At 70.1% G+C, this 24,147-nt stretch carries 21 protein-coding genes, 4 pseudogenes and 1 riboswitch; of the genes and pseudogenes, 20 read left to right on the top strand and 5 right to left on the bottom strand.

Annotated features, from left to right (window positions below):
* Positions 1-244: 244 nt before the first annotated feature.
* Complete coding sequence (locus tag ACZ4LX_RS24250) at positions 245-2,590, bottom strand: chitinase C-terminal domain-containing protein (RefSeq protein ID WP_467643594.1); 2,346 nt, start codon at positions 2,588-2,590, stop codon at positions 245-247.
* 264 nt (positions 2,591-2,854) lie between these two features.
* A riboswitch (FMN riboswitch) is annotated at positions 2,855-2,985 on the top strand.
* A gap of 156 nt (positions 2,986-3,141) precedes the next feature.
* Here ACZ4LX_RS24250 and ribD point away from each other — a divergent pair.
* From ribD to ACZ4LX_RS24300, 10 genes are all read left to right on the top strand, one after another.
* Positions 3,142-4,242, top strand: coding sequence for a bifunctional diaminohydroxyphosphoribosylaminopyrimidine deaminase/5-amino-6-(5-phosphoribosylamino)uracil reductase RibD (gene ribD / locus ACZ4LX_RS24255; RefSeq protein WP_467643597.1), 1,101 nt, complete (start codon positions 3,142-3,144; stop codon positions 4,240-4,242).
* The gene (locus tag ACZ4LX_RS24260; protein WP_467643600.1) at positions 4,243-4,860 is read left to right on the top strand and encodes a riboflavin synthase; all 618 of its coding nucleotides are present in this window, start codon (positions 4,243-4,245) and stop codon (positions 4,858-4,860) included.
* Positions 4,857-5,501, top strand: coding sequence for a nicotinamide mononucleotide transporter family protein (locus ACZ4LX_RS24265; RefSeq protein WP_467643602.1), 645 nt, complete (start codon positions 4,857-4,859; stop codon positions 5,499-5,501). Before ACZ4LX_RS24260 ends, ACZ4LX_RS24265 begins: the two co-directional genes overlap by 4 nt.
* Entirely contained in the window at positions 5,498-6,796 is a 1,299-nt protein-coding gene (locus ACZ4LX_RS24270) for a bifunctional 3,4-dihydroxy-2-butanone-4-phosphate synthase/GTP cyclohydrolase II (RefSeq protein ID WP_467643605.1), read from the top strand. Before ACZ4LX_RS24265 ends, ACZ4LX_RS24270 begins: the two co-directional genes overlap by 4 nt.
* A gap of 35 nt (positions 6,797-6,831) precedes the next feature.
* On the top strand, positions 6,832-7,317 hold the full coding sequence (ribH, locus tag ACZ4LX_RS24275) for a 6,7-dimethyl-8-ribityllumazine synthase (protein WP_467643607.1): 486 nt from the start codon (positions 6,832-6,834) through the stop codon (positions 7,315-7,317).
* A gap of 35 nt (positions 7,318-7,352) precedes the next feature.
* Positions 7,353-7,625 (top strand): phosphoribosyl-ATP diphosphatase, encoded by a 273-nt coding sequence (locus ACZ4LX_RS24280; protein ID WP_018524273.1) that lies wholly within the window; start codon positions 7,353-7,355, stop codon positions 7,623-7,625.
* Positions 7,626-7,706: 81 nt separating this feature from the next.
* Positions 7,707-8,555 carry an ATP phosphoribosyltransferase gene (gene hisG / locus ACZ4LX_RS24285; protein WP_467643611.1) on the top strand — a complete coding sequence of 283 codons (849 nt, stop codon included), beginning with the start codon at positions 7,707-7,709 and terminating at the stop codon, positions 8,553-8,555.
* A 22-nt stretch (positions 8,556-8,577) separates the two neighbouring features.
* Positions 8,578-9,030 carry a PH domain-containing protein gene (locus ACZ4LX_RS24290; RefSeq protein ID WP_467643614.1) on the top strand — a complete coding sequence of 151 codons (453 nt, stop codon included), beginning with the start codon at positions 8,578-8,580 and terminating at the stop codon, positions 9,028-9,030.
* 184 nt (positions 9,031-9,214) lie between these two features.
* Positions 9,215-10,585: a hemolysin family protein gene (locus tag ACZ4LX_RS24295; protein WP_467643617.1), complete on the top strand. Its 1,371-nt coding sequence runs from the start codon at positions 9,215-9,217 to the stop codon at positions 10,583-10,585.
* Positions 10,582-11,679 carry a hemolysin family protein gene (locus ACZ4LX_RS24300; protein WP_467643620.1) on the top strand — a complete coding sequence of 366 codons (1,098 nt, stop codon included), beginning with the start codon at positions 10,582-10,584 and terminating at the stop codon, positions 11,677-11,679. The genes ACZ4LX_RS24295 and ACZ4LX_RS24300 overlap by 4 nt, the downstream gene beginning before the upstream one ends.
* A 122-nt stretch (positions 11,680-11,801) precedes the next feature.
* Here ACZ4LX_RS24300 and ACZ4LX_RS24305 read toward each other — a convergent pair whose 3' ends face one another.
* Together ACZ4LX_RS24305 and ACZ4LX_RS24310 are read right to left on the bottom strand one after the other, a co-directional pair.
* On the bottom strand, positions 11,802-13,718 hold the full coding sequence (locus ACZ4LX_RS24305) for an AAA family ATPase (RefSeq protein ID WP_467643624.1): 1,917 nt from the start codon (positions 13,716-13,718) through the stop codon (positions 11,802-11,804).
* Positions 13,719-14,077: 359 nt separating this feature from the next.
* Positions 14,078-14,707 (bottom strand): uridine kinase family protein, encoded by a 630-nt coding sequence (locus ACZ4LX_RS24310; RefSeq protein ID WP_467643627.1) that lies wholly within the window; start codon positions 14,705-14,707, stop codon positions 14,078-14,080.
* A 181-nt stretch (positions 14,708-14,888) separates the two neighbouring features.
* Here ACZ4LX_RS24310 and ACZ4LX_RS24315 point away from each other — a divergent pair, with 181 nt between their 5' ends.
* The 6 genes and pseudogenes from ACZ4LX_RS24315 (at position 14,889) to ACZ4LX_RS24340 (ending at position 20,521) form a co-directional block, all read left to right on the top strand.
* Positions 14,889-16,274 carry a peptidase C39 family protein gene (locus ACZ4LX_RS24315; protein ID WP_467643630.1) on the top strand — a complete coding sequence of 462 codons (1,386 nt, stop codon included), beginning with the start codon at positions 14,889-14,891 and terminating at the stop codon, positions 16,272-16,274.
* Between the two features lie 580 nt (positions 16,275-16,854).
* Positions 16,855-17,110: pseudogene (locus ACZ4LX_RS24320) on the top strand (IS630 family transposase); the annotation flags it as partial.
* A gap of 457 nt (positions 17,111-17,567) precedes the next feature.
* A complete protein-coding gene (gene hxlB, locus ACZ4LX_RS24325; protein ID WP_467643633.1) occupies positions 17,568-18,188 on the top strand; it encodes a 6-phospho-3-hexuloisomerase in 621 nt (206 codons plus the stop codon).
* Between the two features lie 195 nt (positions 18,189-18,383).
* Positions 18,384-18,641 (top strand): hypothetical protein, encoded by a 258-nt coding sequence (locus ACZ4LX_RS24330; RefSeq protein WP_467643636.1) that lies wholly within the window; start codon positions 18,384-18,386, stop codon positions 18,639-18,641.
* Between the two features lie 36 nt (positions 18,642-18,677).
* Positions 18,678-19,451: a triose-phosphate isomerase gene (locus ACZ4LX_RS24335; RefSeq protein WP_467643640.1), complete on the top strand. Its 774-nt coding sequence runs from the start codon at positions 18,678-18,680 to the stop codon at positions 19,449-19,451.
* Between the two features lie 77 nt (positions 19,452-19,528).
* A complete protein-coding gene (locus ACZ4LX_RS24340) occupies positions 19,529-20,521 on the top strand; it encodes a zinc-dependent alcohol dehydrogenase family protein (RefSeq protein ID WP_467643643.1) in 993 nt (330 codons plus the stop codon).
* Between the two features lie 238 nt (positions 20,522-20,759).
* Here the strand turns inward: ACZ4LX_RS24340 and ACZ4LX_RS24345 are convergent.
* Positions 20,760-21,025 (bottom strand): annotated as a pseudogene (locus ACZ4LX_RS24345) (transposase); the annotation flags it as partial.
* 509 nt (positions 21,026-21,534) lie between these two features.
* On the opposite strand from ACZ4LX_RS24345, the pseudogene ACZ4LX_RS24350 reads away from it, so the two are divergent.
* Positions 21,535-21,816: pseudogene (locus ACZ4LX_RS24350) on the top strand (aspartate 1-decarboxylase); the annotation flags it as partial.
* Here the strand turns inward: ACZ4LX_RS24350 and ACZ4LX_RS24355 are convergent.
* Positions 21,741-21,941: a hypothetical protein gene (locus tag ACZ4LX_RS24355; RefSeq protein WP_467643645.1), complete on the bottom strand. Its 201-nt coding sequence runs from the start codon at positions 21,939-21,941 to the stop codon at positions 21,741-21,743. The pseudogene ACZ4LX_RS24350 and the gene ACZ4LX_RS24355 overlap by 76 nt on opposite strands.
* A gap of 63 nt (positions 21,942-22,004) precedes the next feature.
* On the opposite strand from ACZ4LX_RS24355, the gene ACZ4LX_RS24360 reads away from it, so the two are divergent.
* From ACZ4LX_RS24360 to ACZ4LX_RS24370, 3 genes and pseudogenes are all read left to right on the top strand, one after another.
* Positions 22,005-22,475 (top strand): GNAT family N-acetyltransferase, encoded by a 471-nt coding sequence (locus ACZ4LX_RS24360; protein ID WP_467643648.1) that lies wholly within the window; start codon positions 22,005-22,007, stop codon positions 22,473-22,475.
* Between the two features lie 173 nt (positions 22,476-22,648).
* Positions 22,649-23,557 (top strand): annotated as a pseudogene (locus ACZ4LX_RS24365) (pyridoxal phosphate-dependent decarboxylase family protein); the annotation flags it as partial.
* 106 nt (positions 23,558-23,663) lie between these two features.
* Positions 23,664-24,131, top strand: a complete 468-nt coding sequence (locus ACZ4LX_RS24370; RefSeq protein WP_467721277.1) for a pyridoxal-dependent decarboxylase — start codon at positions 23,664-23,666, stop codon at positions 24,129-24,131.
* Positions 24,132-24,147: the final 16 nt, after the last annotated feature.

A 24,147-nucleotide genomic window follows, 5' to 3' on the forward strand; every position in this document is an offset into this window, starting at 1 on the left:
GGGCAAGGCCAAAACCCCCGATGCCGCCCGCCCGAGGGCCCCGCACCGAGCCCGTCCGGCGATTGAGGACAAAGACCCCAGCCCCGGACCGGGGCGAGGACAAAGACCCCCGCTGCCGCCCGCCCAAGGGCCCCGCACCGAGCCCGTCCGGCGATTGAGGACGGAACCCCCAGCCCGGACCGAGGCAACAGACGGGGTCCATGAGCCAAAGGAACCCCGCTGCCGCCCGCCCAAGGGCCCCGTCTCAGCAGGCGCCGAGGTCCTGCCAGACTCCCCATTCGCCGGTGGATCCGGGCGTGTCACCCTTCGTCCACCACTTGGCCTTCCACCGGTGCGAGCCGTGGCTCACCGTTGCCCCCGCACCGTACTCGGAGCCCGCGCTCCAGGCCGCCGCAGCGCAGGTACCGCCGCTCGGGTCCGGGCTCGGGCCGGTCGTTCCGGTCGGGTCGGGCGTCGGCGTGCCGCCGGTGCCGGGCTCGACGAGCGTCGCGCCCCGGGCCAGGTCGGCGGCCAGTGCGTAGGACTGCCCGCCGAAGGTCACCGTCCAGTTCGACGGGGTGGACGTCGGCAGGTAGTAGGTGAAGTCGACCTGGACCGAGGCGCCCGGCGCCAGCGTCTGCCAGGCCGGCAGCTTCAGCGAGACGCGGTTGTAGTCGCCCTTCAGCCCGCCGATGTTGTTGGCGGCGGTGTGGTCGCTGCGCACGATCGTGGTGCCGAAGCCCGACTGGTCCTTGGCGTTGGCGGGCGCCGAGGTCGCGTAGTCGAACTGGAACTCCGTGCCGCCGGGCAGCGTCGACCTGGTGTTGTTGGTGATCTTCAGCTTGGGGCTGATCGGGTAGTTGGAGTCACCCAGCGGGAACTGGTCGAAGGACACGTCGATGTCCAGTGCCTGCGTGGGCAGATCGATGGTGGAGCGCTTGGCTCCGTACGGTGCGGCCGACTTGAAGGTGTCGTACATCGTCGAGGTGAGGGTGGAGCCGGGTTCGTACTGGCCCTTCGCGGCGTTCCAGCCGTAGTCGCCCGCGAGCTCCCAGATCATCGTGCCGCCGATGCCCCGGTCGGCCACGTAGTCCGCCTTGGCCTTCACCGACTGCTCGTCCTCGGTGGAGAGGAACACCTTCTTCTCCGCGTTCCACAGCCAGGGCGCGACCAGTGTGGAGTCGTAGTTGCGGACGTAGGTGCCGGTCAGCTTCGTGTCGGCGGAGAATCCGTAGTCCGTGACGTAGTCGCCGACGACGCCCTTCTCCAGGTTCTTCGCGTGCCACATCGGGTTGGAGCCGGCCGGTGCCTCCTTGCCCGCAGTGTCCTGGTCGTGCCAGAGGTTGTCGATGCCGACGGCGCCGTCACCGCACTTGGTGAGTCCGGCGCCGGCCGGGCAGTCGGTGGAGGCGGCCTTGCCCCAGAGCCCGTCGGTGCCGCCCTGCACGTTCTTGAAGCCGCGGGTGTAGTACGGCAGCCCGATGTTGATGCGGCCCGAGGGCATGGAACCGCGGAAGTAGTGGTACGCCCAGTCGGTGTTGAGGTAGCCGGTCCCGCCGTACTGCGAGGTCGAGTACACGCTTGCCTGGGCGAGTTCGGCGTCCTTGCCGTCGTCGAACAGTGCGGCGTTCGGGCCGACGTACTCGTTCCAGGCGCCGTGCAGGTCGTACGACATGATGTTGACGTAGTCCAGGTACTTCTGGACCTGGAAGGTCTCCATGCCGCGCAGCAGATAGCCGGACGAGGGTGCGGCGACGCTGAGCAGGTAGTGCTTGCCGTCTGCGGCGGACGCCCGGTCGAGCTTCTCGCGCAGCGTCTTCATCAGCACGGCGTAGCCCTTGACCAGACCGGCCCGGCGGGCGTTGGAGAGCGTCCAGTCCAGCGGGTTGCCGGCGTCCTTCATGGTGGTCGGGTACTCGTAGTCGATGTCGACGCCGTTGAAGCCGTACTTCTTGACGAAGTCGACCGCGGAGTCGGCGAAGGTGTTGATGCCGCTCTCGTTGACCGAGCCGTCGGCGTTGGTCGCCATGGAGTAGAAGCCGCCGGAGTCGACCCGCTTGCCGCTGTCGTCGAAGTAGCCGCCGGTCTCGGCCCAGCCGCCCACCGACACCATCGTCTTCACGTTCGGGTACTGCTTCTTGAACTTGTTGAGCAGGTTGAAATGACCCTTGTAGGGGAGATCCGGGTCCATTTCGGCACCGGCGACTCCCGGCCATGTCATCCCGGTCGAGGCGTTGTCCGGCCCGTCGGTGCCGACGGAGAGCTTGTTGGCGCCGTCGACGTGGGCGAACGCGTAGTTGAGGTGGGTGACCTTGTCCCACGGGATGTCGGAGGCGAGGTAGGCGGGCTTGCCGTCCTTGCCGGTCCGCCAGTTGGTGAAGTAGCCGATGACCCGCCGAGGGTGGTCGGCGCCCATCTTCTCGCGGCCCTCGGAGTCGTACACGGAGCAGTAGGGGACGGCGACGCCCGGAGTCTGGTAGAGCCCGTCGGGGCGACAGGACTCCTGGTCGGCGGCTTGCGAGGGGGCTGCGGCGAGTGAGCCGATCAGCAGTGCGGCGACACTGGCGCCGGCTGCGAGCAGGGTGGCTCTCGCACGGGTGGGGGACAGCACGTTCGGTTCCTCCTGGGGAGGTCGGCAGAACACAACTGGCTAAGGGGGTGGGTCATGTTGGTCCCCGGGTGTGCGCACGCCCGGGACCGCTCCTCGGAGGTGACGCAGAGATTAAGAGGACTAGACCAGTGCGTCAATAGGTCTGGACCAATAGCGTGCGAGTGTCCGAAAAGAGCCCCAGTCACAGCCCGTTTGTGAGCCACTCCACAGGGTTCGCCCGTATGGGTCACGGTCAGTCGTGGCACACTGATCGTGTACCAGCAGCAGCGCACTCCGGGGTCGGTGCAATTCCGAACCGGCGGTTATAGTCCGCGACCCGTCCGCATCCAGCGGCCGGTTGACCAGGTGGGATTCCTGGACCGACGGTTAAAGTCCGGATGGGAGGCAGTGCGCGGCGGGCCGTTTCGCGGGTACGCCGCCGTCGGCGGATGGGTTTCGGGCAACCGGTCCATCCGTTTTTCGGGCATATCGGCGTTCCTGTTCCGCGTTCCGCTTCATCTGTCGTCATCGACAGGCCCCGGAGTCCGTGCCCGAAGAGGCAGGAGGACCCGGTGGACACCGCAGCCGACACCACCGCCATGCGCCGAGCCATCACGCTCGCCGCCCGCGGTCTCGGCTCCACCAGCCCCAATCCGGTCGTCGGATGTGTCGTCCACGACGCGGCGGGACATCTCGTGGGCGAGGGCTTCCATCAGCGTGCCGGAGGGCCGCACGCCGAGATCCACGCCCTGCGCGCGGCCGGCGAGAAGGCCCGTGGCGGCACCGCCTACGTCACTCTCGAACCCTGCAACCACACCGGACGCACCGGCCCCTGCGCCCAGGCGCTCGTCGAGGCCGGGATCGCCCGTGTCGTGTACGCGGTCGGCGACCCGAACCCGCAGGCCACCGGTGGTGCGGACACCCTCCGCTCAGCCGGGATCCCGGCCGAGCGGGGCCTCCTCGCCGAGGAGGCCGAAGCGGTCAACACGGCCTGGCTCACCTCGGTGCGCCTGGGCCGCCCGCACGTCACCTGGAAGTACGCGGCGACCCTCGACGGCCGGATCGCGGCCGCCGACGCCACCAGCCGCTGGATCACCTCGGCGGAGTCCCGCGCCGACGTCCACCGGCTGCGCGCCGAGGCGGACGCCGTCGTCGTCGGCTCCGGCACCGCCCGCACCGACGATCCCCAGCTCGGTGTACGGGGCGTCGACGGCGCCGTCCAGCCCCTGCGGGTCGTCGTCGACACCACCGCCACTGTCATACGGCCGGGCGCCCGGGTTCTCGACGCGTCCGCGCCCACCGTGGTCGCGGTCGCCGATGACGCCGACGCCGGCCACCTCCCCGGCGAGGCCGTCCTGCGGCTGCCGCGCGCGGCGGAGGGCCCCGGGCTGGACCTTCCCGCGCTGCTCGCCGCCCTCCACGGGCGCGGCGTCCGCTCCGTGCTCCTCGAAGGCGGTCCGACCCTGGCCGGGGCCTTCGTCGCGGCGGGGCTGGTCGACAAGGTCGTCGGCTACCTCGCCCCCGTACTCCTCGGCGCCGGCCCCGCGGCCCTCGCCGACGCCGGAATCTCCACCATCACCGAGGCGTTGCGCCTCGATGTGACCGAGACCGTACGCATCGGCCCCGATCTGCGCATCACCGCCGTCCCCGGCCCTGCCCCGAAGGGAATCTGAGTGTTCACCGGAATTGTCGAAGAACTGGGTGAGGTCACCGCCGTCGAGAACCTCGGCGACGCCTCCCGATTCCGCCTGCGCGGCCCCGTGGTCACCGAGGGCGCCAAGCACGGTGACTCGATCGCCGTCAACGGTGTGTGCCTGACCGTCGTGGACCTCGGTGAGCAGGACTTCACCGCCGATGTGATGGCCGAGACACTGAACCGGTCGAGCCTGGGCGTACTGCGGGCCGGCTCCCGGGTCAACCTGGAGCGCCCGATGGCGCTCGGCGGCCGGCTCGGCGGACACATCGTCCAGGGACACGTGCACGGCACGGGCCGCATCCTCGAACGGAAGATCTCCGAGAACTGGGAGATCGTGAAGATCTCCCTGCCGGCGGACCTGACCCGCTATGTGGTGGAGAAGGGGTCGGTCACCGTCGACGGCGTGAGCCTGACCGTGGTGGACGCCGGACCCGACTACTTCACCATCAGCCTCATCCCCACCACCCTCGCCCTGACCACGCTCGGCATCAAGGAGCCCGGCGACCCGGTCAACCTGGAGGTGGACGTCATCGCGAAGTACGTCGAGCGGCTGCTCGGCAACTCCGCGCAGGAACCCGGGGAGCCGGCGAAGTGAGCGCCCTGCACTGGCTGAACTCGGAGGCCTTCACCGTCTTCGACCAGCACATCATCTGGTCCGACATGCTCGGCAACACGATCGGTCTGATCGCCCTGACCCTGGGCTGGCTCCGCTCGATCTGGACCTGGCCCGCGCAGCTCCTGTCCGGCGTCGTGCTGGTCGCCGCCAACGTCTCCGTGCACCAGGCGGGCAGCGTCGGCAAGCAGCTCATCGTGATCGCCGTCGCCGTGTGGGGCTGGCAGCAGTGGACCCGCGGCCGGCAGCAGGCCCAGGACGGCTCCATCGCCGTACGGTTCGCCACCTGGCGCGAGCGCGGCTACCTGCTCGGCGGCGCCGCCGTCGGCACCCTCGCCGTCGGCGGCCTGTTCACCGCGTTCCCCTCGCTCTCCTGGAGCCCGTGGGCGGACGCGTACATATTCGCGGGAACCCTTGTGGCGATGCTCGCCCAGGCCCGGGGCATGGTCGAGTTCTGGTTCGCCTGGCTCCTCGTCGACCTGGTCGGCGTGCCGCTCAACTTCCACAGCGGTCTCGCCTTCTCCGGTCTCATCTACGTCGTCTACGGGGCCCTCGTCCTGTGGGGCATGCGCGACTGGTGGCTGCGTACGCGGACACCCGCTCTGGAAGGAGCCACGGCATGAATGCCCAGCCCACCTGGTTGCACCGGGAATACACCACATCCGCCGAGGACCTCTCCCTCGACCCCGTCGAGCAGGCCATCCGTGACATCGCCGCCGGCCGGCCCGTCGTCGTCGTCGACGACGAGGACCGGGAGAACGAGGGCGACCTCGTCATCGCGGCGGAGAAGGCCACACCCGAGATCGTCGCCTTCATGATGAGCGAGTGCCGCGGACTCATCTGCGCACCGATGGAGAACGACGAGCTGGAACGGCTCGAACTGCCGCAGATGGTCGAGCACAACACCGAGTCGATGAGGACCGCCTTCACCGTCTCCGTCGACGCCTCGGCCGCCCACGGCGTGAGCACCGGCATCTCCGCCGCCGACCGGGCCGCCACGCTCCGGCTGCTCGCGTCCGGCACGGCCGGCCCCGGCGACTTCGTCCGCCCCGGCCACGTCTTCCCGCTGCGGGCCCGCTCCGGCGGGGTACTCGTGCGCAACGGCCACACCGAGGCCGCCGTCGACCTCGCCCGGCTGGCCGGGCTGCGTCCCGCCGGCGCGATCGTCGAGATCGCGGGGGAGGACGGCGTCATGCTGCGCCTGCCCCAGCTGGTTCCGTTCGCCCGCAAACACGGGCTGACGATCATCTCCATCGAGGACCTGATCGCCTACCGCCGTACCTCCGAGCCGACCGTCCGCCGCGAGGCCGAGGTACGGCTGCCGACCGGCTTCGGCGCCTTCACCGCGTACGGCTACCGCTCCACCGTGGACGGCGTCGAGCACGTCGCGCTGGTCCACGGCGACATCGGGGACGGCGAGGACGTCCTGGTCCGGGTCCACTCCGAGTGCCTGACCGGCGACATCTTCCAGTCCCAGCGGTGCGACTGCGGACCCCAGCTGCACGCCTCCATGCGCCGTGTCACGGAGGAGGGCCGCGGCGTGGTCGTCTATCTGCGCGGCCACGAGGGCCGAGGCATCGGACTGCTGTCCAAGCTGCGTGCGTACGAACTCCAGGAGCGCGGCGTCGACACGCTCGACGCCAATCTGGAGCTCGGCCTGCCCGCCGACGCCCGGGACTACGCGGCCGGGGCCCAGATCCTCAAGGACCTCGGCGTCCGCAGCCTCCGGCTCATGACGAACAACCCCGAGAAGACCGCCGCGATCCTGCGGCACGGTCTGGCCGTCACCGGCCGTGAGCCGATGCCCGTCCAGGCAGGCGAGCACAATCTGCGCTACCTGCGGACCAAGCGCGACCGCATGGGCCACGATCTGCCCTGGCTCGACGCCGCCACCGCGTCGACCTGCGGCAACCAGTAACACCCCAGCACGCATCCGAACGAAGTAGGAGAGACATGAGCGGCAAGGGCGCACCCGAACTGTCCGTACGCAACTGCGGTGACCTGCGCGTCGCCGTCGTCGCGGCGCAGTGGCACGAGAAGGTCATGGACGGACTGGTCGACGGCGCACTGCGCGCGCTGCACGAGCTGGGTATCGACGAGCCGACCCTGCTGCGGGTGCCGGGCAGCTTCGAGCTCCCCGTCGTCGCCAAGGTGCTGGCCGGCCGCGGGTACGACGCGGTCATCGCCCTCGGCGTGATCATCCGGGGCGGCACCCCGCACTTCGAATACGTGTCCCACGGCGTCACCAACGGCCTCACCCAGGTCGCCGTCGACACCGGTGTCCCCGTCGGCTTCGGCGTCCTCACCTGTGACACCGAGGAACAGGCACTCGACCGGGCGGGTCTGGAAGGGTCCAACGAGGACAAGGGGCACGAAGCGGTCACCGCCGCCGTCGCCACCGCCACCACACTGCGCTCGGTCAGCGAACCCTGGCGCTGAGTGCGGGTCCGGGACCCCTTATTCTTGAGGACATCATGGCGAACAAAACCTTTGAAGAGCTCTTCGCCGAGCTGCAGCTCAAGGCCGCCAACGGCGACCCTTCCACCTCCCGTACCGCCGAACTGGTGGACAAGGGAGTGCATGCCATCGGCAAGAAGGTCGTCGAGGAGGCCGCCGAAGTCTGGATGGCCGCCGAGCACGAGAGCAAGGACGCCGCCGCCGAAGAGATCTCGCAACTGCTCTACCACGTCCAGGTGATGATGGTGGCGCGCGGAATCTCTCTCGACGACGTCTACGCCCATCTCTGAGCGCGCCGTCCACGACCTCTGAGCACGGCCGCCGCACCCGCCCGACGCATCCGACCCCTTTCGCAAAGGAAACCCGACCTCATGCTGCGCATCGCCGTCCCCAACAAGGGTGCTATCTCCGGGCCTGCGATGGCGATGCTCCATGAGGCGGGCTACAAGCAGCGCAAGGAGTCCAAGGAGCTCGTCCTCGTCGACCCGGAGAACCAGGTCGAGTTCTTCTACCTGCGCCCCCGCGACATCGCGATCTACGTCAGCTCGGGCCGCCTCGACATCGGCATCACCGGCCGCGACCTGCTGCTGGACAGCGGAGCCGATGCCGAGGAGATCCTCCAGCTCGGCTTCGCCCGCTCCACCTTCCGCTACGCCACCAAGCCCGGCGCCGCAGCGGGCCCGCAGGACTTCGACGGTATGACGATCGCCACCTCCTACGAGGGCATCGTCGCCAAGCACCTGGCCGAGACCGGCGTCAACGCCTCGGTCGTCCACCTCGACGGGGCCGTGGAGACGGCCATCGAGCTCGGCGTCGCCCAGATCATCGCCGACGTCGTCGAGACCGGCACCAGCCTGCGCAACGCCGGACTCGAAGTCATCGGCGAGCCGATCATGAAGTCGGAAGCGGTCGTCATCCGCCGCACCGGAGCCTCCGGCGACGACCCCAAGGTCCAGCAGTTCCTGCGCCGTCTCCAGGGCGTCCTGGTGGCCCGCAGCTACGTGATGATGGACTACGACTGCCGCGTCGAGCACCTGGAGCGGGCCGTCGCCCTCACCCCGGGCCTGGAGTCGCCGACCATCTCCCCGCTGCACCACGAGGGCTGGGTCGCCGTCCGGTCCATGGTCGCCTCCAAGGAGGCGCAGCGGATCATGGACGACCTGTACGACCTCGGCGCCCGCGCCATCCTGACCACGGCCATCCACGCCTGCCGCCTCTGACGGCGGGACACGGAAGAAGACCATGTCTGCCCCCGCACTCCCCGACCTTCCGGTCACCTTCCGGCCCACCCGCACCCGGGTGGTCCTGCTGAGCGTCGGGGCGGTGATGTTCGCCGTCATCACCGTCATCGCCTTCACCCTGGAACAGCTCAGCGGGGGAGAGCGGGCCAGCTTCGTCTTCACCGCACTGCTCTTCTTCGGCGTCCTGGCGCTCCTCAGCCGTCCCCGGGTCGTGGCGGACGACAGCGGGGTGACCGTGGTCAACCTCACGCGTACCCGGCGGCTGTCCTGGGCGGAGATCGTCCGCGTCAACCTGCGCGCCGGCGACCCGTGGGTCTTCCTCGACCTCAGCGACGGGACCAGCATGCCCGCCCTCGGCATCCAGCCCGGAATCGCCAAGGAACAGGCCATCCGCGACGCCAGAGCGCTCCGCGCGCTCGCCGAGGACCGGGGTACCGGCGAGGACAACCGCTGAGCCCCCTGCCCCGCACGGCCTCTTGTTGATTACTCTGGAAGGTGGCGGCGCCCTGTGCGCCCCGCCCCGCACCAGAGGCCTCCGAGGCCCGCGGGGCTTTCCTGCGACCCAAGGAGTGACTCCCTCCAGCAATGGACGGATCGTCCGGTAGTACCTGCGCCGCCCCTTCTGCGGAGGCGGCGGCATGACCACCCCCCTGCTGCTTCTCAGCGCGGCATTCCTTCTCATCCTCGCCAACGGTTTCTTCGTGGCGGCCGAATTCGGTCTCGTCACCGTGGAACGGGCGGACGCCGAGCGCGCCGCCGCCGAGGGCGACCGGCGGGCCCGTACCGTCGTCGACGCCCTGCGCGAGCTCTCCTTCCAGCTCTCCGGCACCCAGCTCGGCATCACCATCACCTCACTGGTGGTCGGCATGCTTGCCGAGCCCGCTCTCGCCCAGCTGCTGGAAGGCCCTCTCTCTCTGACCGGTCTGCCCGACGGTGCCGTCCCCGGCATCAGCGTGGTCATCGGCATGCTGCTCGCGGCCGCCGTCCAGATGGTCATCGGCGAACTCGTACCGAAGAACTGGGCGGTCTCCAAGCCGCTCCAGGTCGCCCGGTTCGTCGCCGGACCCCAGCAGGGCTTCACCCGGGTGCTGCGCCCGGTGATCGGCCTGCTGAACACCACCGCCAACCGGCTGGTGCGGCTGCTGGGCGTCGAGCCGACCGAGGAGCTGGCGTCCGCCCGTACGCCGGGGGAGCTGGTCTCCCTCGCGCGGCACTCGGCCGAGGCCGGCACCCTCGAACAGGACACCGCGGACCTCTTCGTGCGGACCCTCTCGCTCGCCGGGCTCACCGCCCAGCATGTGATGACCCCCCGGGTGAAGGTCAGCGCCCTCCAGTCCTCCGCGACCGCGCAGGACGTCCTCAACCTCACCCGTGCCACGGGCCTCTCCCGCTTTCCCGTCTACCAGGAACGCATCGACGAGGTCGTCGGCATGATCCACCTCAAGGACGCGCTGGCCGTCCCCGCCCGGGACCGCCTGCGGACCCCGGCCGGCCGGATCGCCGTCCCGCCGCTGCTGGTGCCCGAGTCCCTGCCCGTCGAACAGCTGCTCCAGCGGCTGCGCAACGAGCAGCCGATCGCCGTCGTGGTCGACGAGTACGGCGGCACCGCCGGCGTCGTCACGCTGGAGGACATCATCGAGGAGCTGGTCGGTGAGGTCCGGGACGAGCACGACGCCGAAGGCGCCGACCGTCCCGAGCTGGCCGCTGCCGCCCCCGAGGACGGGCGGCCCGCCTGGGACGCCGAAGGCAGCTGCCGGGTGCTGACCCTGCGGCGGATAGGCCTCGACGTGCCCGACGGCCCCTACGAGACCGTTGCCGGGCTGGTCGCCGACCTGCTCGGCCGGATCCCAGCCCCCGGCGACCGGGCCGAACTGCCCGGCTGGCGGATCGCCGTGCGCCAGGTCGGCCACTACCGGGCCGAGAAGGTCCGCTTCGTGCGCCTGGCCGAGTCACCCGCACCGGACGCCGAGCCGCAGGCGTCCCGCCGCGTCCTGGAGGCTGCGCGATGAGCCTGCTCCAGTTGGTCTTCGCCGGACTCCTGGTCCTGGCGAACGGCTTCTTCGTCGGGGCGGAGTTCGCCCTCGTCTCGGTGCGCCGCAGCCAGATCGAACCCCTGGCGGCAGCCGGGTCGGGCCGGGCCCGCAAGGTGCTGTACGGCCTGGAGAACCTGCCGCAGATGATGGCTGCCGCCCAGTTCGGCATCACCGTCTGCTCACTGACGCTCGGCGCCGTCGCGGAGCCGACCGTCGCCCGTCTGCTGGAGCCGGTCTTTCACACGGTTCACCTGCCCGAAGGACTGATCCACCCGCTCGGCTTCGTGCTGGCGCTGGTCCTCGTCGTCTTCCTCCACCTCGTCATCGGCGAGATGGTCCCGAAGAACCTGGCGATGGCCGCCCCGGAGAAGACCGCGCTCTGGTTCAGCCCCGGCCTTGTCGGGTTCGCCCGGCTCTGCCGTCCCGTCACCTCGGCGCTGGGTGCCTGTGCCCGGCTGGTGCTCCGGCTCTTCGGCGTCGAGCCCAAGGACGAGGTGGAGGCCGTCTTCACCAGCGAGCAGCTCAACAAGCTCGTCGAGGACTCCGGACAGGCCGGGTTCCTGGAGCCCGAGGCGCAGGAGCGCCTGGAGGACGCCCTGGAGCTCGGCAGCAGGCCCGTCACCGACGTGCTTCTCCGCCGGGCGAGCCTGGTGACGGTGGACCCCTCCGTCACCCCGCGCCGGATCGAGGAGCTCACCGTACGGACCGGCTACTCGCGCTTCCCCGTCTGCGCGGAGGGCGGCGGCCCCTTCATGGGCTACCTGCACGTCAAGGACGTCCTCGATCTGGAGGACGGGGAGAGGGCCGTTCCGCAGCATGTGTGGCGCCCGATGGCGACCGTACGGGCCGAGCTGCCCCTGGACGACGCCCTGACCGTGATGCGCCGCGCGGCGACGCATCTGGCCCAGGTCGCCGACGCGTCGGGCCGGGTCCTGGGACTGGTCGCCATGGAGGACGTACTGGAAATGCTGGTCGGCGAGGTACGGGACCCGGCCCACCGGGTCTCGGAGCCCCGCCGCACCGAGGAACGGCAGACCGGCGCGGGCGAACGCTCCGCCCTGGTCGGCTAGCGCCTGCCATCCGTGGCCGCCGGACGCCTCGGCTCCGGCGGCCACGGACGGAGCCGCGCCCCCCCAGGCGGCTCGTGCCGGCCGAGCCCCACCGGAGCCGGTGCCCACAGCCCGGGGCCGCGTCACAGCTCGGGCGGCTCCTGCCGGCCGCGGCCCACCGGCCCCCGCCCCGACAGCACCTCGCCGTAGGCCTGCATCAGATCGGGCAGCCGCAGCGTCGCCAGATCGTCCCGCGTCGGCACCGTCGCATAGCCGGAGAGCCGCAGATCGCGGTAGGCGCAGCTCTTCTCGTACAGCGTGCGCAGAAAGCGGCCGTTGCCGAGCTCGTCGAGCCAGCCCTGGTCGATGACGTGGCCGCTGATGGACCGCAGCTCCTCCAGCGACTCCTCGTCCCACACGTCCCCGTTCTCCGCGGCCAGCACCTCCCCGATGGCGGTCAGCTCCAGCGGCCGGTAGCTGGGGAAGTCCACCCGGGTGGTGAAGCGTGAGGAGAGCCCGGGGTTGGTGGCGAGCAGCCGGTCCATGCCCTCCGGGTATCCGGCCAGGATGACGACGAGATGGTCGCGGTTGTCCTCCGCGCGCTTGAGGAGGACCTGCAGCGCCTCGTCGCCGTACGCGTCGCCCTTGCTGTAACCGGTGTTGGACAGGCTGTACGCCTCATCGACGAAGAGCACCCCGCCCAGCGCCGAGTCGATCAGCTCGTTGGCCTTCACCGCCGTCTGCCCCAGGAACTCGCCGACCAGATCCGCCCGCTGGGCCTCGACCAGATGGTCCCCGCCCAGCAGGCCCAGGGCGTAGAACACCCGGCCCAGAATCCGCGCCACCGTGGTCTTGCCGGTCCCGGAAGGCCCCGAGAAGACGAAATGCCGCTTCGGCGGCTGTACGGGCAGCCCCTGGCCCGCCCGCAGCCGTGCCATGTTCAACTGCGCCGAAAGCGCCTTGACCTGACGCTTCACCGGCTCCAGGCCGACCATCCGCTCCAGTTCCGCCAGCGCCTCGGCGAGCAGCGCGGGATCGCTTGGTCCGGCCGGGAAGGGCTGCTGGACGGACTGGCCCGGGACCACCGTCTTCTGCCGCGCCCCGCCCGGTGCGGGGGACACCACGGCGACCGGCGGATCCGGCGGCTCGTCGCCGGGCCGCAGCTCCCGGCTGTCCACCAGATCGGTGCCCAGTAACGCATCGCTGTCCGGCTGCGCCTCCGCGAACGTGCCGTCGGTGTTCAGGCCGGTCAGCGAGACGGCGGCCAGCCCCGACGCCTCTTCGGAGCCGTCCAGCCCGTCGTAGTCCGCGATGGCGGCCAGCCGGGCCGAGGTGTCCATGAACGCCGGGTCGATCCGGTGCACCGCCCGGTACAGGGGCAGCGCCGCCGCGCTGCGGCCCGTGCCCTCGTGCGCACGGGCCAGCCAGTAGCGCAGCTCCTTGCGCTGCGGCTGCTCACTGCGGCAGCGCATCAGAGCGGTGGACAGCAGGGGTTCGGCCTGTCCGTACATCTCCAGCCGGACCCGCGCCATCCCGCCGAAGAGCCCGGCCTCGATGCCGAGCAGCGGATCGTCGATCAGCTGCTCCGTATGGCTGACGAGCTGATCCCAGTCCTTGACGAGGTAGGAGCGGCAGGCGTGCAGGAAGCGGACCTGGGGGTCGGTGTCCACCGGCGGCAGGCCGGCCAACGCCCGGTCGAGCTCGGGGACATGGCGGCCGTCCAGCCAGTGCGAGGCGTGCGCGAGCAGCAGGTCGCGCGGACTCTCCAGCACCGGCTGCACCCACCAGCCCAGCCAGTACCAGGAGTTGAGTGTGCGCCGGTAGCGCCCGCGCTGGTCGCCGAACCGGTCGCGATGGCGGTACATGTGCAGCAGTGCCGTCGTCGTGTCGACCCGCAGCGCATGGAGGCCGAGCCAGGCGTCCGCCATACCGGGATCGAGGCGTACCGCGGTTCTGAACTCCTCTTCGGCCTGCGGGTAGGCGCCCATCGTGCAGGCGTCCACACCGCGCAGCCACGCGAGGTCGGCCGGGGCCTGTGCGCCCTGCGTGCCGATATCCATCAGGTCCCCCACAAACCGTGCCCCCAGGATGTCCCGCCACGCGACAGCCCGCCGAGGCGCGCCGAATCACTGTGCCATGGACGGGAATTGACCGCACCGAGAGGCATCGTACCTGCGCAGGGAGTATGCGACTAAGGGCGCCGCAGGCCGAAGAAGGGTCGTGACCCAGGGTGAGCGGGAGGGGGTGCGGCGAGGCTTGAAACAGGTGTCGAGCACAGAACGAAGCCCCCGGTCACGGGGGAACAACCAGGGGCTTCGCGTCTGCGGGGGCTCCGAAAAGCCGCACATTGAGAACGTAAGACCTGTACCGCCCCCGGGTCAAGCAGAGCTGGGGCACTTCCGGTTCGATTTCCGACTGCTCAGTATGGCCGGGCCGGGTGATCACGGCGGGTGACGGAATCGTTCATTCCTGCTGATGTGGGGGCTCCCTCCAGCCACTCGTACCCCACAGGCAACTGGCGTACCAGGGCATCGGCCCAGGGGCGCGAGGGATCGGCCGAGAAGTGTGCAGCTTCGGCGTCCGTCCAGCCGTCCCAGAACGAGTTCAGCGCCGGGCCGTCCCGTCGCCGGCCCCGCTCCCAGGACTTCTCGGCCGGGAGGTCCATCCACAGCAGATACGCGAGGGAAGGGCGCAGCGCCCGCCGCCCCGCGCCGACGCCCTCGATCAGCACCAGCGGGGCCGGGGCGAGGGTGCGCGGCGGCCCGAAGCCGCGCGCGGTCCAGTCGTACGGCGCGTAGCGGGCGGTTTCGCCGCGCGAGAGCGGGCCGGTCACCTGCTCCCGCAGTCTTCCGGTCCAGCCGAACAGCTCCCCGTGGGTGGCCAGGTCGTCCAGATGCAGTACCGGGGCGTCGTCGAGCGCCGTCGCGAGCCGGGCGGCGAAGGTGCTCTTGCCGGAACCCGCGTGGCCGTCGACGGCGATCAGCCGGACCGGCCCGCAGGAGGGCGGCAGGGTGCGCAGCCGTGCGGCAAGGCGAGAGAGGTCGTTCATGGCCCCAGCCTACGAGCCGGTGGCCGGCGGGAAGCTGTCGCACGTCACGCCAGTGGTCCAGACCCATATTGGTCCGTCGGCGCGAGCCGAATCGCTGGCCGAACCGGGCAGTGACCCGCAATAGTTGGCGCTCTGTCGTGCACCTGAAGCCCCATTCCGCTGACGACCGGGGGTCTCGCCCATGCCCAGTCCGACCTCACGCAGAACCGTGCTCACCGCCGCGATCGCGGCAGCGGCCGGCGCCGGAGCGGTGTCGTCCGCCGCTTCCGCGTTCGCCGCCTCCCCGTCCGCCGCGGCACCGCCCCGTACCCGGCCCGGCTCACCATCGGCGGCAGCCTCTCCCGTGGACAACCGATTCTGGAACACCTACACCGACTGGCGCTGCGGGTCCGGCGCCGGGACCCTTGCCGTGGCGGGCCGCCGGGCAGGACTGGTGATCGGGCACTCCTCGGGGCGCACCGAATACACCGACCCGCACACCGGCACCACCGCCGCATGGGACTACGCCACCTGGACCTCACCGGTCCACCGCTCCACCGTCCCGGCCACCGAGGTGATCGCCTCCTGGAACGCGGACACGCCCGCCGGAACCTGGATCCAGACCGAACTCCAGGGCAGTTACTCGGACGGCACCGAGACCCCCTGGTACGTCATGGGCCGCTGGGCCGCGGGCGACGGCGACATCCGCCGCACCTCCGTCGACGACCAGAGCGACGGCAAGAGCTCCATCTGGACGGACACCTTCTCGGTGGACGACCCGGCGAGCGGTCTGCGCCTGCTGTCCTACCGGCTGAGGCTGACGCTGTACCGCACCCCCGGCACCCGGCTGACGCCCACGGTGTGGCGGCTGGGTGCCATGGCCTCGGACGTCCCCGACCGCTTCACCGTGCCCGCCTCCGTCCCCGGTCTCGTCCGGGAGCTGCCGGTGCCGCGCTACTCGCAGAACGTGCACGTGGGGCAGTACCCCGAGTACGACAACGGCGGTGAGGCGTGGTGCAGCCCCACCTCCTCGCAGATGATCATCGAGTACTGGGGCCGCAGGCCCAGTGCCGAGGACCTCGCGTGGGTCAAGCCGGAACTGGAGGACCCGCAGGTCTGCCACGCGGCGCGCTTCACGTACGACAACCAGTACGAGGGCTGCGGGAACTGGCCGTTCAACGCCGCCTACGCGGCGACGTACGAGGACATGAACGCCGTGGTGACCCGGCTCGGCTCGCTGAACGACCTGGAGACCCTGATCCGGGCGGGTATCCCGGCCATAACGTCGCAGTCCTTCCTCAAGACGGAACTGACCGGCGCGGGCTACGGCACGTCCGGTCACCTGATGACGGTGATCGGGTTCACCGAGGACGGCGATGTCATCGCCAACGACCCGGCGTCCCCGAGCAACGAGGCCGTGCGGCGTGTCTACCTGCGGAACGAGTGGGAGAACATCTGGCTGCGGACGAAGCGGTACGACGCGAACGGGCAGGTCAGGAGTGGTACGGGTGGCGTCTGCTACCTCTACTGGCCGTCCAGCCCGGCGCCGGCTCAGCGCCGTGCTCTGCGGTCGCTCGGCCTGCTGTGAGCACGTAGGCCCGCACGGCCACCTCGACCGCGCGGCGGCAGCGCTCATGGCCGTCCTGTGCGAGGTGGCCGTACCGGTCCCGGCGGTCTTCTTCACCGTGGCCGCGGTTCGCCGAGGCGGCGGTGACGGCCGGGGCAGCGGTGTCGGCCGGGCGGCAGTGTCGGACCGGTGCGCGAGGGTGCCGGGCATGCCGCGTCGCAGTGGCTCCATCTCGTCCGCAGGGGGCGCGGTGCCGACTCCCCGTGCAAGGCCGTCAGTACCGAGCCGATGTCCATCCGCCTCTCAAGACGCGACCGGGCCGGTGGAGTTCGTGGCTCCCGGACGCCGGTCTCGGTCATCGCGGCAGCCGGCCGCACTCGTCATCCCAGGCGGGACACTCGGCCTCCTCGCGGCACGGGGAACGAGAGCGGAGCGGCACGGTCTCCTGGATCAAGCCTGCCGGCCGGCCCGGCGAGGGTGTGTTCAATCAGCCGTCCGGGTTTCCCACCTGGGGTCTCAAGGGCAGCCTCGCGAAAGACCGGGACCGGTACGTCCCCGGCCGCTTCACCGCCTCCCGGCCCCGCAAGGTCCGCAGGGTGGCTTGACCGGCGCCAGAAGGGCAGCGAGGGAACAGGGCCGGTTGAAGGCAGTCGGTCGCTTCGAGAGCGGTGCGCGGAACAGGGAGATCGCGGCCGTTCCGCGGGTCGGTGAACGGTCGGTGGAGCCGGCGCCGTCAGCGGAGTGATTCTGGTGAGGAGGTGTCCGGTCGAAGGGTTCGCCAGGTCGCCCAAGGCTCATCCTCGGCCCAAATGGCGCTGTTTGAGCACGAGTTGGCGCGTGGTCCGCCTGCTCACGGATCCGGCCCGACCCTGATCAGCTGACGCGATCAGGCCGAGATCACGCATTCAAGTTCAGTAAGGGATCTGCCGACCGGCATATTCGCGCGGCACACGATGACCGCCACTTCGAAAGTCGTTTCTCCGGAGATTCCCGCCGGCGAGGCATCGGTTATGGGCGTGACGGAATGCATAACCGGTCTGCCCTTGGGGCTCGTTGGGTGTTCTGCCCGATGCGGACGGCAATGGTGTTCGGTGAAGTCGGGATGCGCTGACCGGAATCCGAACCGATCTCGTTACTCCATCGACGGTGATTGTGACTTGTTGTCACGGATGGCGATGACTTGCCCAATTGTTGCAAGCGGAGGAGTCTGGAAGTCGTGCCCGAAAGGTACCGCCGGCCACAGCTGCGGCGCCGGCACCTATTCATCGCTCGGACATCGGAACCCAATTGCTCAAGGCTGGAGGAAAATCGTCCATGGTGAAGCCCGGCCCCATGCCAGAAACAGCGGATTCGCAAACCGAGAAGGAAGAGACAGATCTGAAAAAGGTGTTTGCCTCGTCGCGCCGTACGGTCCTGCGGGAGCTCGAAGCCGCCCTCTACGCCGTGGACGAGGACAGGGTGGAACGTCTTGCCGAGGAGATCCACCAGGCGGCACGCATCTATGTCGTGGGCGCCGGACGTTCCGGTCTGTCCGTCGAGGGTTTCGCCATGCGTCTGATGCACCTGGGTCACCAGGTGCACTGCGCGGACGAGGTGACGGCCCCGGCGGCGGGGAAGGGCGACCTGGTGATCACCTGCTCGGGGTCGGGCAGCACACCGACCGTGGTGCAGTTGACGGAGGGCGCCCGCAAGGCGGGTGCGCGCATCGTCGCCGTCACCTCGCACACGGAATCCGAGACGGCGCAGCTTGCGGATCTGGTTGTGCCGCTGAAGGAGTTCAGCGCGGACCACGAGGAGGGCCGCTCCGCCCAGTTCGTCGGAACACTGTTCGAGCAGGCTGCTTACCTTCTCTTCGACTGCGTCGTGCTCGCACTGCAGCACACCGACCGGGTGGACGAGGGGGCGATGTTCGACCGGCATACCAACTTGGAGTGACGACGACGCCGGGAGCACCCTGGGCCATCAACCCGTTCACCCAGCAGTGGGCCGGCATGCCGCACGGAGAACGCCGCGTCAGAGCTGCGGCCTGGGCTACGACGGGCTGGAGACAGCCGCGTGCCCCCACCGCCCCGACATGGACGCGCCGCCGACGTCCGGTCCGCCTGGCACGGTTCAAGGCTCTCCTCTGCCGTGGGTGAACACCCCGCCACCGTCACGGACGTGACGTGGTGCGTCCTGATCGACGGCGCCTGCGTTGCCGTCTCAGGACCGGACGACGGCGACCGGTCGGCGAGGGAAGCACCTATGGGCGTGCACCCCGACGACCGCCGAGGACTGCCCCCTGACCGTGAACCCGGCCCTGGCCTCAACGTCGACGACCTGGCCGAACTTCTCCGGCCGGTCACCGCCCACGACGTCCCTGACCGCGATCCGCAGGCCCTCTCCTGAACTCTGGAGGATCCGCGGCGACATCTGGAGCGAAACATGGATGAGACCACCCTTCCGATCAGCCTCACCAGCACCAAGATGAACCTGGGCCGCGACCGGACCACTCGGTGGCTCGAGGAAGTCGTCCTTCCCCACGCGACCACACTGTCGAAGCTGTCGTTCTTCGCCTGTCTCCCCTATCCCCTCATCCCCGGTGCCCTGCGCCAATTGACGGGCAGCGGTGTCTCGGCGGGTGCCCAGAACTGCTGGCACACCGACGGCGCAGTCACAGGAGAAGTCTCGGCCGGCCTGCTTGCCGAACTCGGCTGCGACCGTGTCATGCTCGGCCATGCCGAACGCCGCCGCCTCTTCGACGAAGACGACGTGCTGATCGCCCGTAAAGCCGCCGCGGTCAGCCAAGCGGGAATGACACCGCTGATCTGTGTGGGTGAAAAGGACCATGTCCCCGCCGAGGCCGCAGCTGCCCACGCTGCCCGACAGGCGTACGGCGCCCTCGCCCGACTCGACCCGGAACGCCCTGCCCTCGTCCTCTACGAACCCGTCTGGGCCATAGGAGGCGACCGAGGCGCCGATCCCCACCATGCGGCCGGCGTTCTGCGGTCACTCCACGCAGCCCTTCCACGGCCGGCCACCCGTTTCCTGTACGGAGGTGCCGTCACTCCCGGCACCTACACCGCCCTGCGCACCGCCGCCCCATGGGACGGAGTCGCCGTCGGCCGAGCCGCCCAGGACCCCCACATGCTGCGTGAAGTGACGGCCGAACTCCTGACCGGCACATCCACCCGCCACATCGATACGGGGCGCCGCTGACCGACGACGCTCACGCGCATAAGGGTCGCCGGCCGACCGGCGAGCACGAACGGCCCATCCGAACAGAGGAGAGATTCATGGCGAAGCTTGTGCAATTCGACAGGACCGGCGGCCCTGAGGTGTTGGAGGTCAGAGAAGCCGATGTCGGTGAACCCGGCCCCGGCGAGCTGCGCGTTCAGGTGCACGCCATAGGTCTCAACCGTGCCGAGGTCATGTACCGAGAGGGCGCCTACTTGTACCCGCCCACACACCCCTCCGGCCTCGGCTACGAAGCGGCGGGCCTGGTCGAAGCCGTCGGCGAGGGCGTGTTGGGGTTCGCCGTCGGCGATCCCGTCAGCGTGCTTCCCACCTTCCTGCAGACCGAGTACGGCACCTACGGCGACCATGTCTTGATTCCCGCAGCTGCCGCGGTCGCCCGCCCTCCGGACTCGGCCCCCGAAGAGGCCGCCGCCGTGTGGATGGCCCACCTCACCGCCTACGGCGCCCTCGTGGAGGAAGACCGCACCCGGCCCGGAGACCACGTACTGGTCACAGCCGCGTCCGGCAGCGTCGGGCTCGCCGCGATCCAGACCGCCCGGCGCATCGGGGCCGTCCCCATCGCCACCACCCGCACCCCCGGTAAGAAGGCGCGCCTCCTCGAAGCCGGAGCGGCCCATGTCATCGTCACCGACGACGAGAGCCTGCCCGATCGCGTCCGGGAAATCACCGGAGGCGAGGGGGTGGGGACAGTGCTCGACCCCGTCGCGGGGCCCGGGGTCGACACCCTGGCCGAGACCATCAGCCCCGGCGGACGCCTTTTGGTCTACGGAGCGCTCGACCCCCGCCCGACCCCGCTCCCGAACGCGAAGAACTTCCCGGCCCTGAGCACGCGCACCTACGCCGTCTTCGAGATCACCACCGACCCCGCACGCCTCGCGAGAGGGGTCGCCTTCGTCAATGCCGGACTGGCCACCGGTGCGGTCACCCCGACCATCGACACGACCTTCGATCTGGCCGAGATCGCCGACGCCCACCGGCACATGGAAGGCAACTCCCAGATAGGCAAGATCGTCGTCACTGTCCCTCACTGAGGCCGGACCGAGGCCGGACGGGGATCACAGGACGGTCCGGCTCCGTGCCCCTCCCACTCGCCGACCGGAACTCGCGCGTGCGGGAAACACAGGGTCCGGCACTGGCATCTGCCGGACCCCGCTACGACAGCGCCGTCGGTGAACTCTCCCGCGCAGGCGGGCTTCTCCACGACCGTCGCCCCCCATTCATCGGGGCGTTGACGCCCGGAGACCGCTCCGGGCCTCCACCTCGACCAAGGACGACCGGCGGGGTGGGGCCGATGACCGGTTGCCGGCGCCAGGCCGGACGGGCCGGCGCGTGCGCCGCATCCCACGGGCTGGAAGTGACGAAGTGGGCCAAGGCCTGCCGGTTCCCGTCCCCGCCCAGGCGGGCGGCCATCGGCTCCACCGTCTTACGCGGTCCACCAGCGGGCCCGCGGACAGACCCCGCCGATCTGCCCGCGCCAACGGCTCGAACAACTCCGCTGTGAAGTCCTCCCGATCGGACCGCAGCCGTTTCCCCACTCAGCATTCGGTCGCCGGCACGACCAATCGAGAAGGCGCCTCTGCCGCACGCACATGACCAAGCCCCATCAGGTTCGTATAAGGCCCCATAGATTCGGCCAGGGGAATTCTCTTCTGTGCGAAACCCGCATTTATGGTGAGATCGGGAGGGAGGTACCGGGGCGGCCCACTTGCCAGGCTTCGGTGCCCGAAGGATGAACGTCCCCCAGATACTTCCCGTCTCGCGCGCCCTCATTCCTCCGTCGTACCGAAGACGGTCAGTAAAAGGCGTGAGGACAAAAGAGCTGCGAAAGGTGTGCTCCATGAGACCGGAGGCGACCCCTGACGCCTGAGGTTGCGCCCGGACAGAATTCCGCAGGTGACTGGAACTTCTGTATTTTCGCGCCAGTCGGCTGACAAGCGATCGACAGGTAGATCTTCTCCTCCGTCCGGCTCCCTTCTCGCGCAATCTCCGTATTGCGCGCCGCCTTTCTGCCCGAATTGTGCCCTCTTCCTCCGGAGAACCCATCATGCTGCGTTCCCGTATTCACTCGCTGATCCATCGGGCCACCGTGACTGCGACGGGCGAGAGCCCGCTCGACGCCGTCCTGGTGGACTCGGACGTCCTGGCCGCTGCCGACCTGCAGGTCGGCGACCGCACCACCCTGACTGCCATCGACAGCGGAAGCCAGCTGGAGACGTATGTACTGCCCGCGCCACCTGGCAGCGGGACGGTTCAGACCTTTGGTGCGGCCGCGGTGGTCGCGCCCAAGGGCAGCCGGATCGCGCTGACGTCCCACGCCCTGCTCGACGAGGAGCAGGCGGCCGTCCACACCTCCCACATGGTGTTCGTCACCCCGGACAACCGCGTGCACGGCGCCGGCGGACCGGTGCCGCCGCAGGACGACCGGTCCGTGGCCACCTTGGTGCCGCGCATGCCCGAACCCTGGGCGCTGCGGGTCGCCGAGGCCGGCCCTGTCGACGCGCTGACGATCTCCCAGTGGATGAACGCCCCGCACATCGCCCATGCCTGGGGGCGTGCCTGCCGGCGGACGTCTGGCGCCAGGAACTGGCCCGCCAGCGCGCCCTCGGCGTTTCCTGGCCGTGCTTCGTCTCGTTCCGGGACGCACTGGTCGGCTACATCGAGATCTACCGGGTCGTCGAGGACCCGTACGCCAGGTACATCGACGCGGGTCCCCAGGATGTGGGCGTGCACATCGCCCTGGCCAACCCCGAGGAGCGCGGCCGCGGCCGCGGACCGGCGCTGCTGCGCGCGGTGTCGGACGCTCTGCTGGACGAGGGCCCCCCGGGGCGCCGTGTCCTGGCCGAACCGAACGCCACCAACGCCGCAGCCCTGCGGGCCTTCGAGAAGGCCGGGTTCACCCGCAGGGCCTACGTGCCGATCCCGCAGAAGGTCACCGCCCTGATGGTCAAGGAGCACCGCTCCCCGACGGAGCTGGACGTCTCCTGACTCACCGCACCGCCGGCCACTGTCCCGCTCGCCACGCGGGCCACCACCCGTCCCGGACCGTACGCAGGGAGCCCCGTTCCGCATGGGCGCCCCCGTTCCACGCGGGTGTCCCCTTCTATGCATCCGTCCCGTCCAGCCCGACCGCGCGATCCGACCGAGAAAGTGACCCCCTCATGACCGCACAGCCGATCCCCGACGCCGGAGCCGACCCCAAGGCGGCCGCCGCACCCGGTACCCCTGATCCAGCCGTCTATCGCACGGTCCTGGACTCCGCCCACGCGCACGCCCTGCGCTACCTCGAAGGACTGCCGGAGCGACCCGTTCTCGCCCCGGCCGACGACGCCGAACTGCACGAGCTGCTCGGCGGCCCGCTGCCTCGTACCGGCGCCGAACCCGGCGTGGTGCTCGACCAACTCGCCAAGGGCGTCGACCGCGGACTCGTGCCCTCCGGCAACGGCCGCTACCTGGGCTACGTGGTCGGCGGAACCCTCCCGGCCGCCCTCGCCGCGGACTGGCTGACCTCCACCTGGGACCAGAACTGCATCGTCCACGACATCTCGCCCGCCACCGCGGTGGTCGAGGAGGTCTGCAGGACCTGGCTGGTGGAACTGTTCGGACTGCCCGCCCGCACCTCCGCCGCGTTCGTGCCCGCCTGCACCCACGCCGAACTCCTGTGCCTGGCCGTCGCCCGCCACCACGTTCTGGCCCGCAGGGGCTGGGACGTCGCCGCTCGGGGCCTGCAGGGTGCCCCGCCGGTCAAGGTTCTGGTCAACGACTCCTCGCACGCCGCGGTGATCCGCTCGCTCCAGTTCCTCGGACTGGGCGGCTCCATCGAGCGGATACCCGTCGACGCCGAGTCCCGGATGCTCCTGTCCGAGCTCGACGCCGCCATCCGGGCCGCCGACGGAGCGTCGCTGATCGTCTGTGCGCAGGCCGGCGAGATCAACACCGGCGGCATCGACCACCTGCGCGCGGTGTGCGAGAGCGCCCACTCGGCCGACGGATGGGTGCACATGGACGGCGCGTTCGGCATGTGGGCCGCCGCCTCGCCGACGCTGCGCCGCAACGTCGCCGACGGGATCGAGCTGTGCGACTCCTGGGCCACCGATGCCCATAAATGGCTCAACACCCCCTACGACGGGGCCGTCGCACTGATCGCCGACCCGGACGCCCACCGCGGCCCTGCCCCTGGACGCTTCCTACCTGCAACTGCAGGACGAGCAGCGCCACCCCGTCCAGTGGGGCCTGGAAGTCTCCCGTCGCTCCCGGGTGTTCTCGCTCTGGGCCGCCCTGCGCGCCTTGGGGGCCGACGGCGTCGCAGACCTGGTCGACCGCTGCTGCGCCCACGCCAGGCAGCTCGCCGGCCTGCTGCGCGGCGAGCCGGGCATCACCGTCCTCAACGACGTCTCACTCAACCAGGTCCTGCTGACGTTCGGCCCCCCGGACGCCACCGAACCGCAGGACCTCGCGGCCGTCGACGACCGCACTCTGCGCGTCACCCGCATCCTGCAAGCCGAAGGCGAGAGTTGGGCCTCGCCCAGCACCTGGCAGGGACGGACCGTGCTGCGGCTGTGCCTGATCAACTGGGCCACCGACGAGGAGGACGTCGCCAGGGCCGCCGCGGCCCTGCTGCGCGCTCACCGGACCGCCCGCTGAACGCGGCCGGACGAGC

Source organism: Streptomyces sp. NPDC026062, from assembly GCF_055568375.1.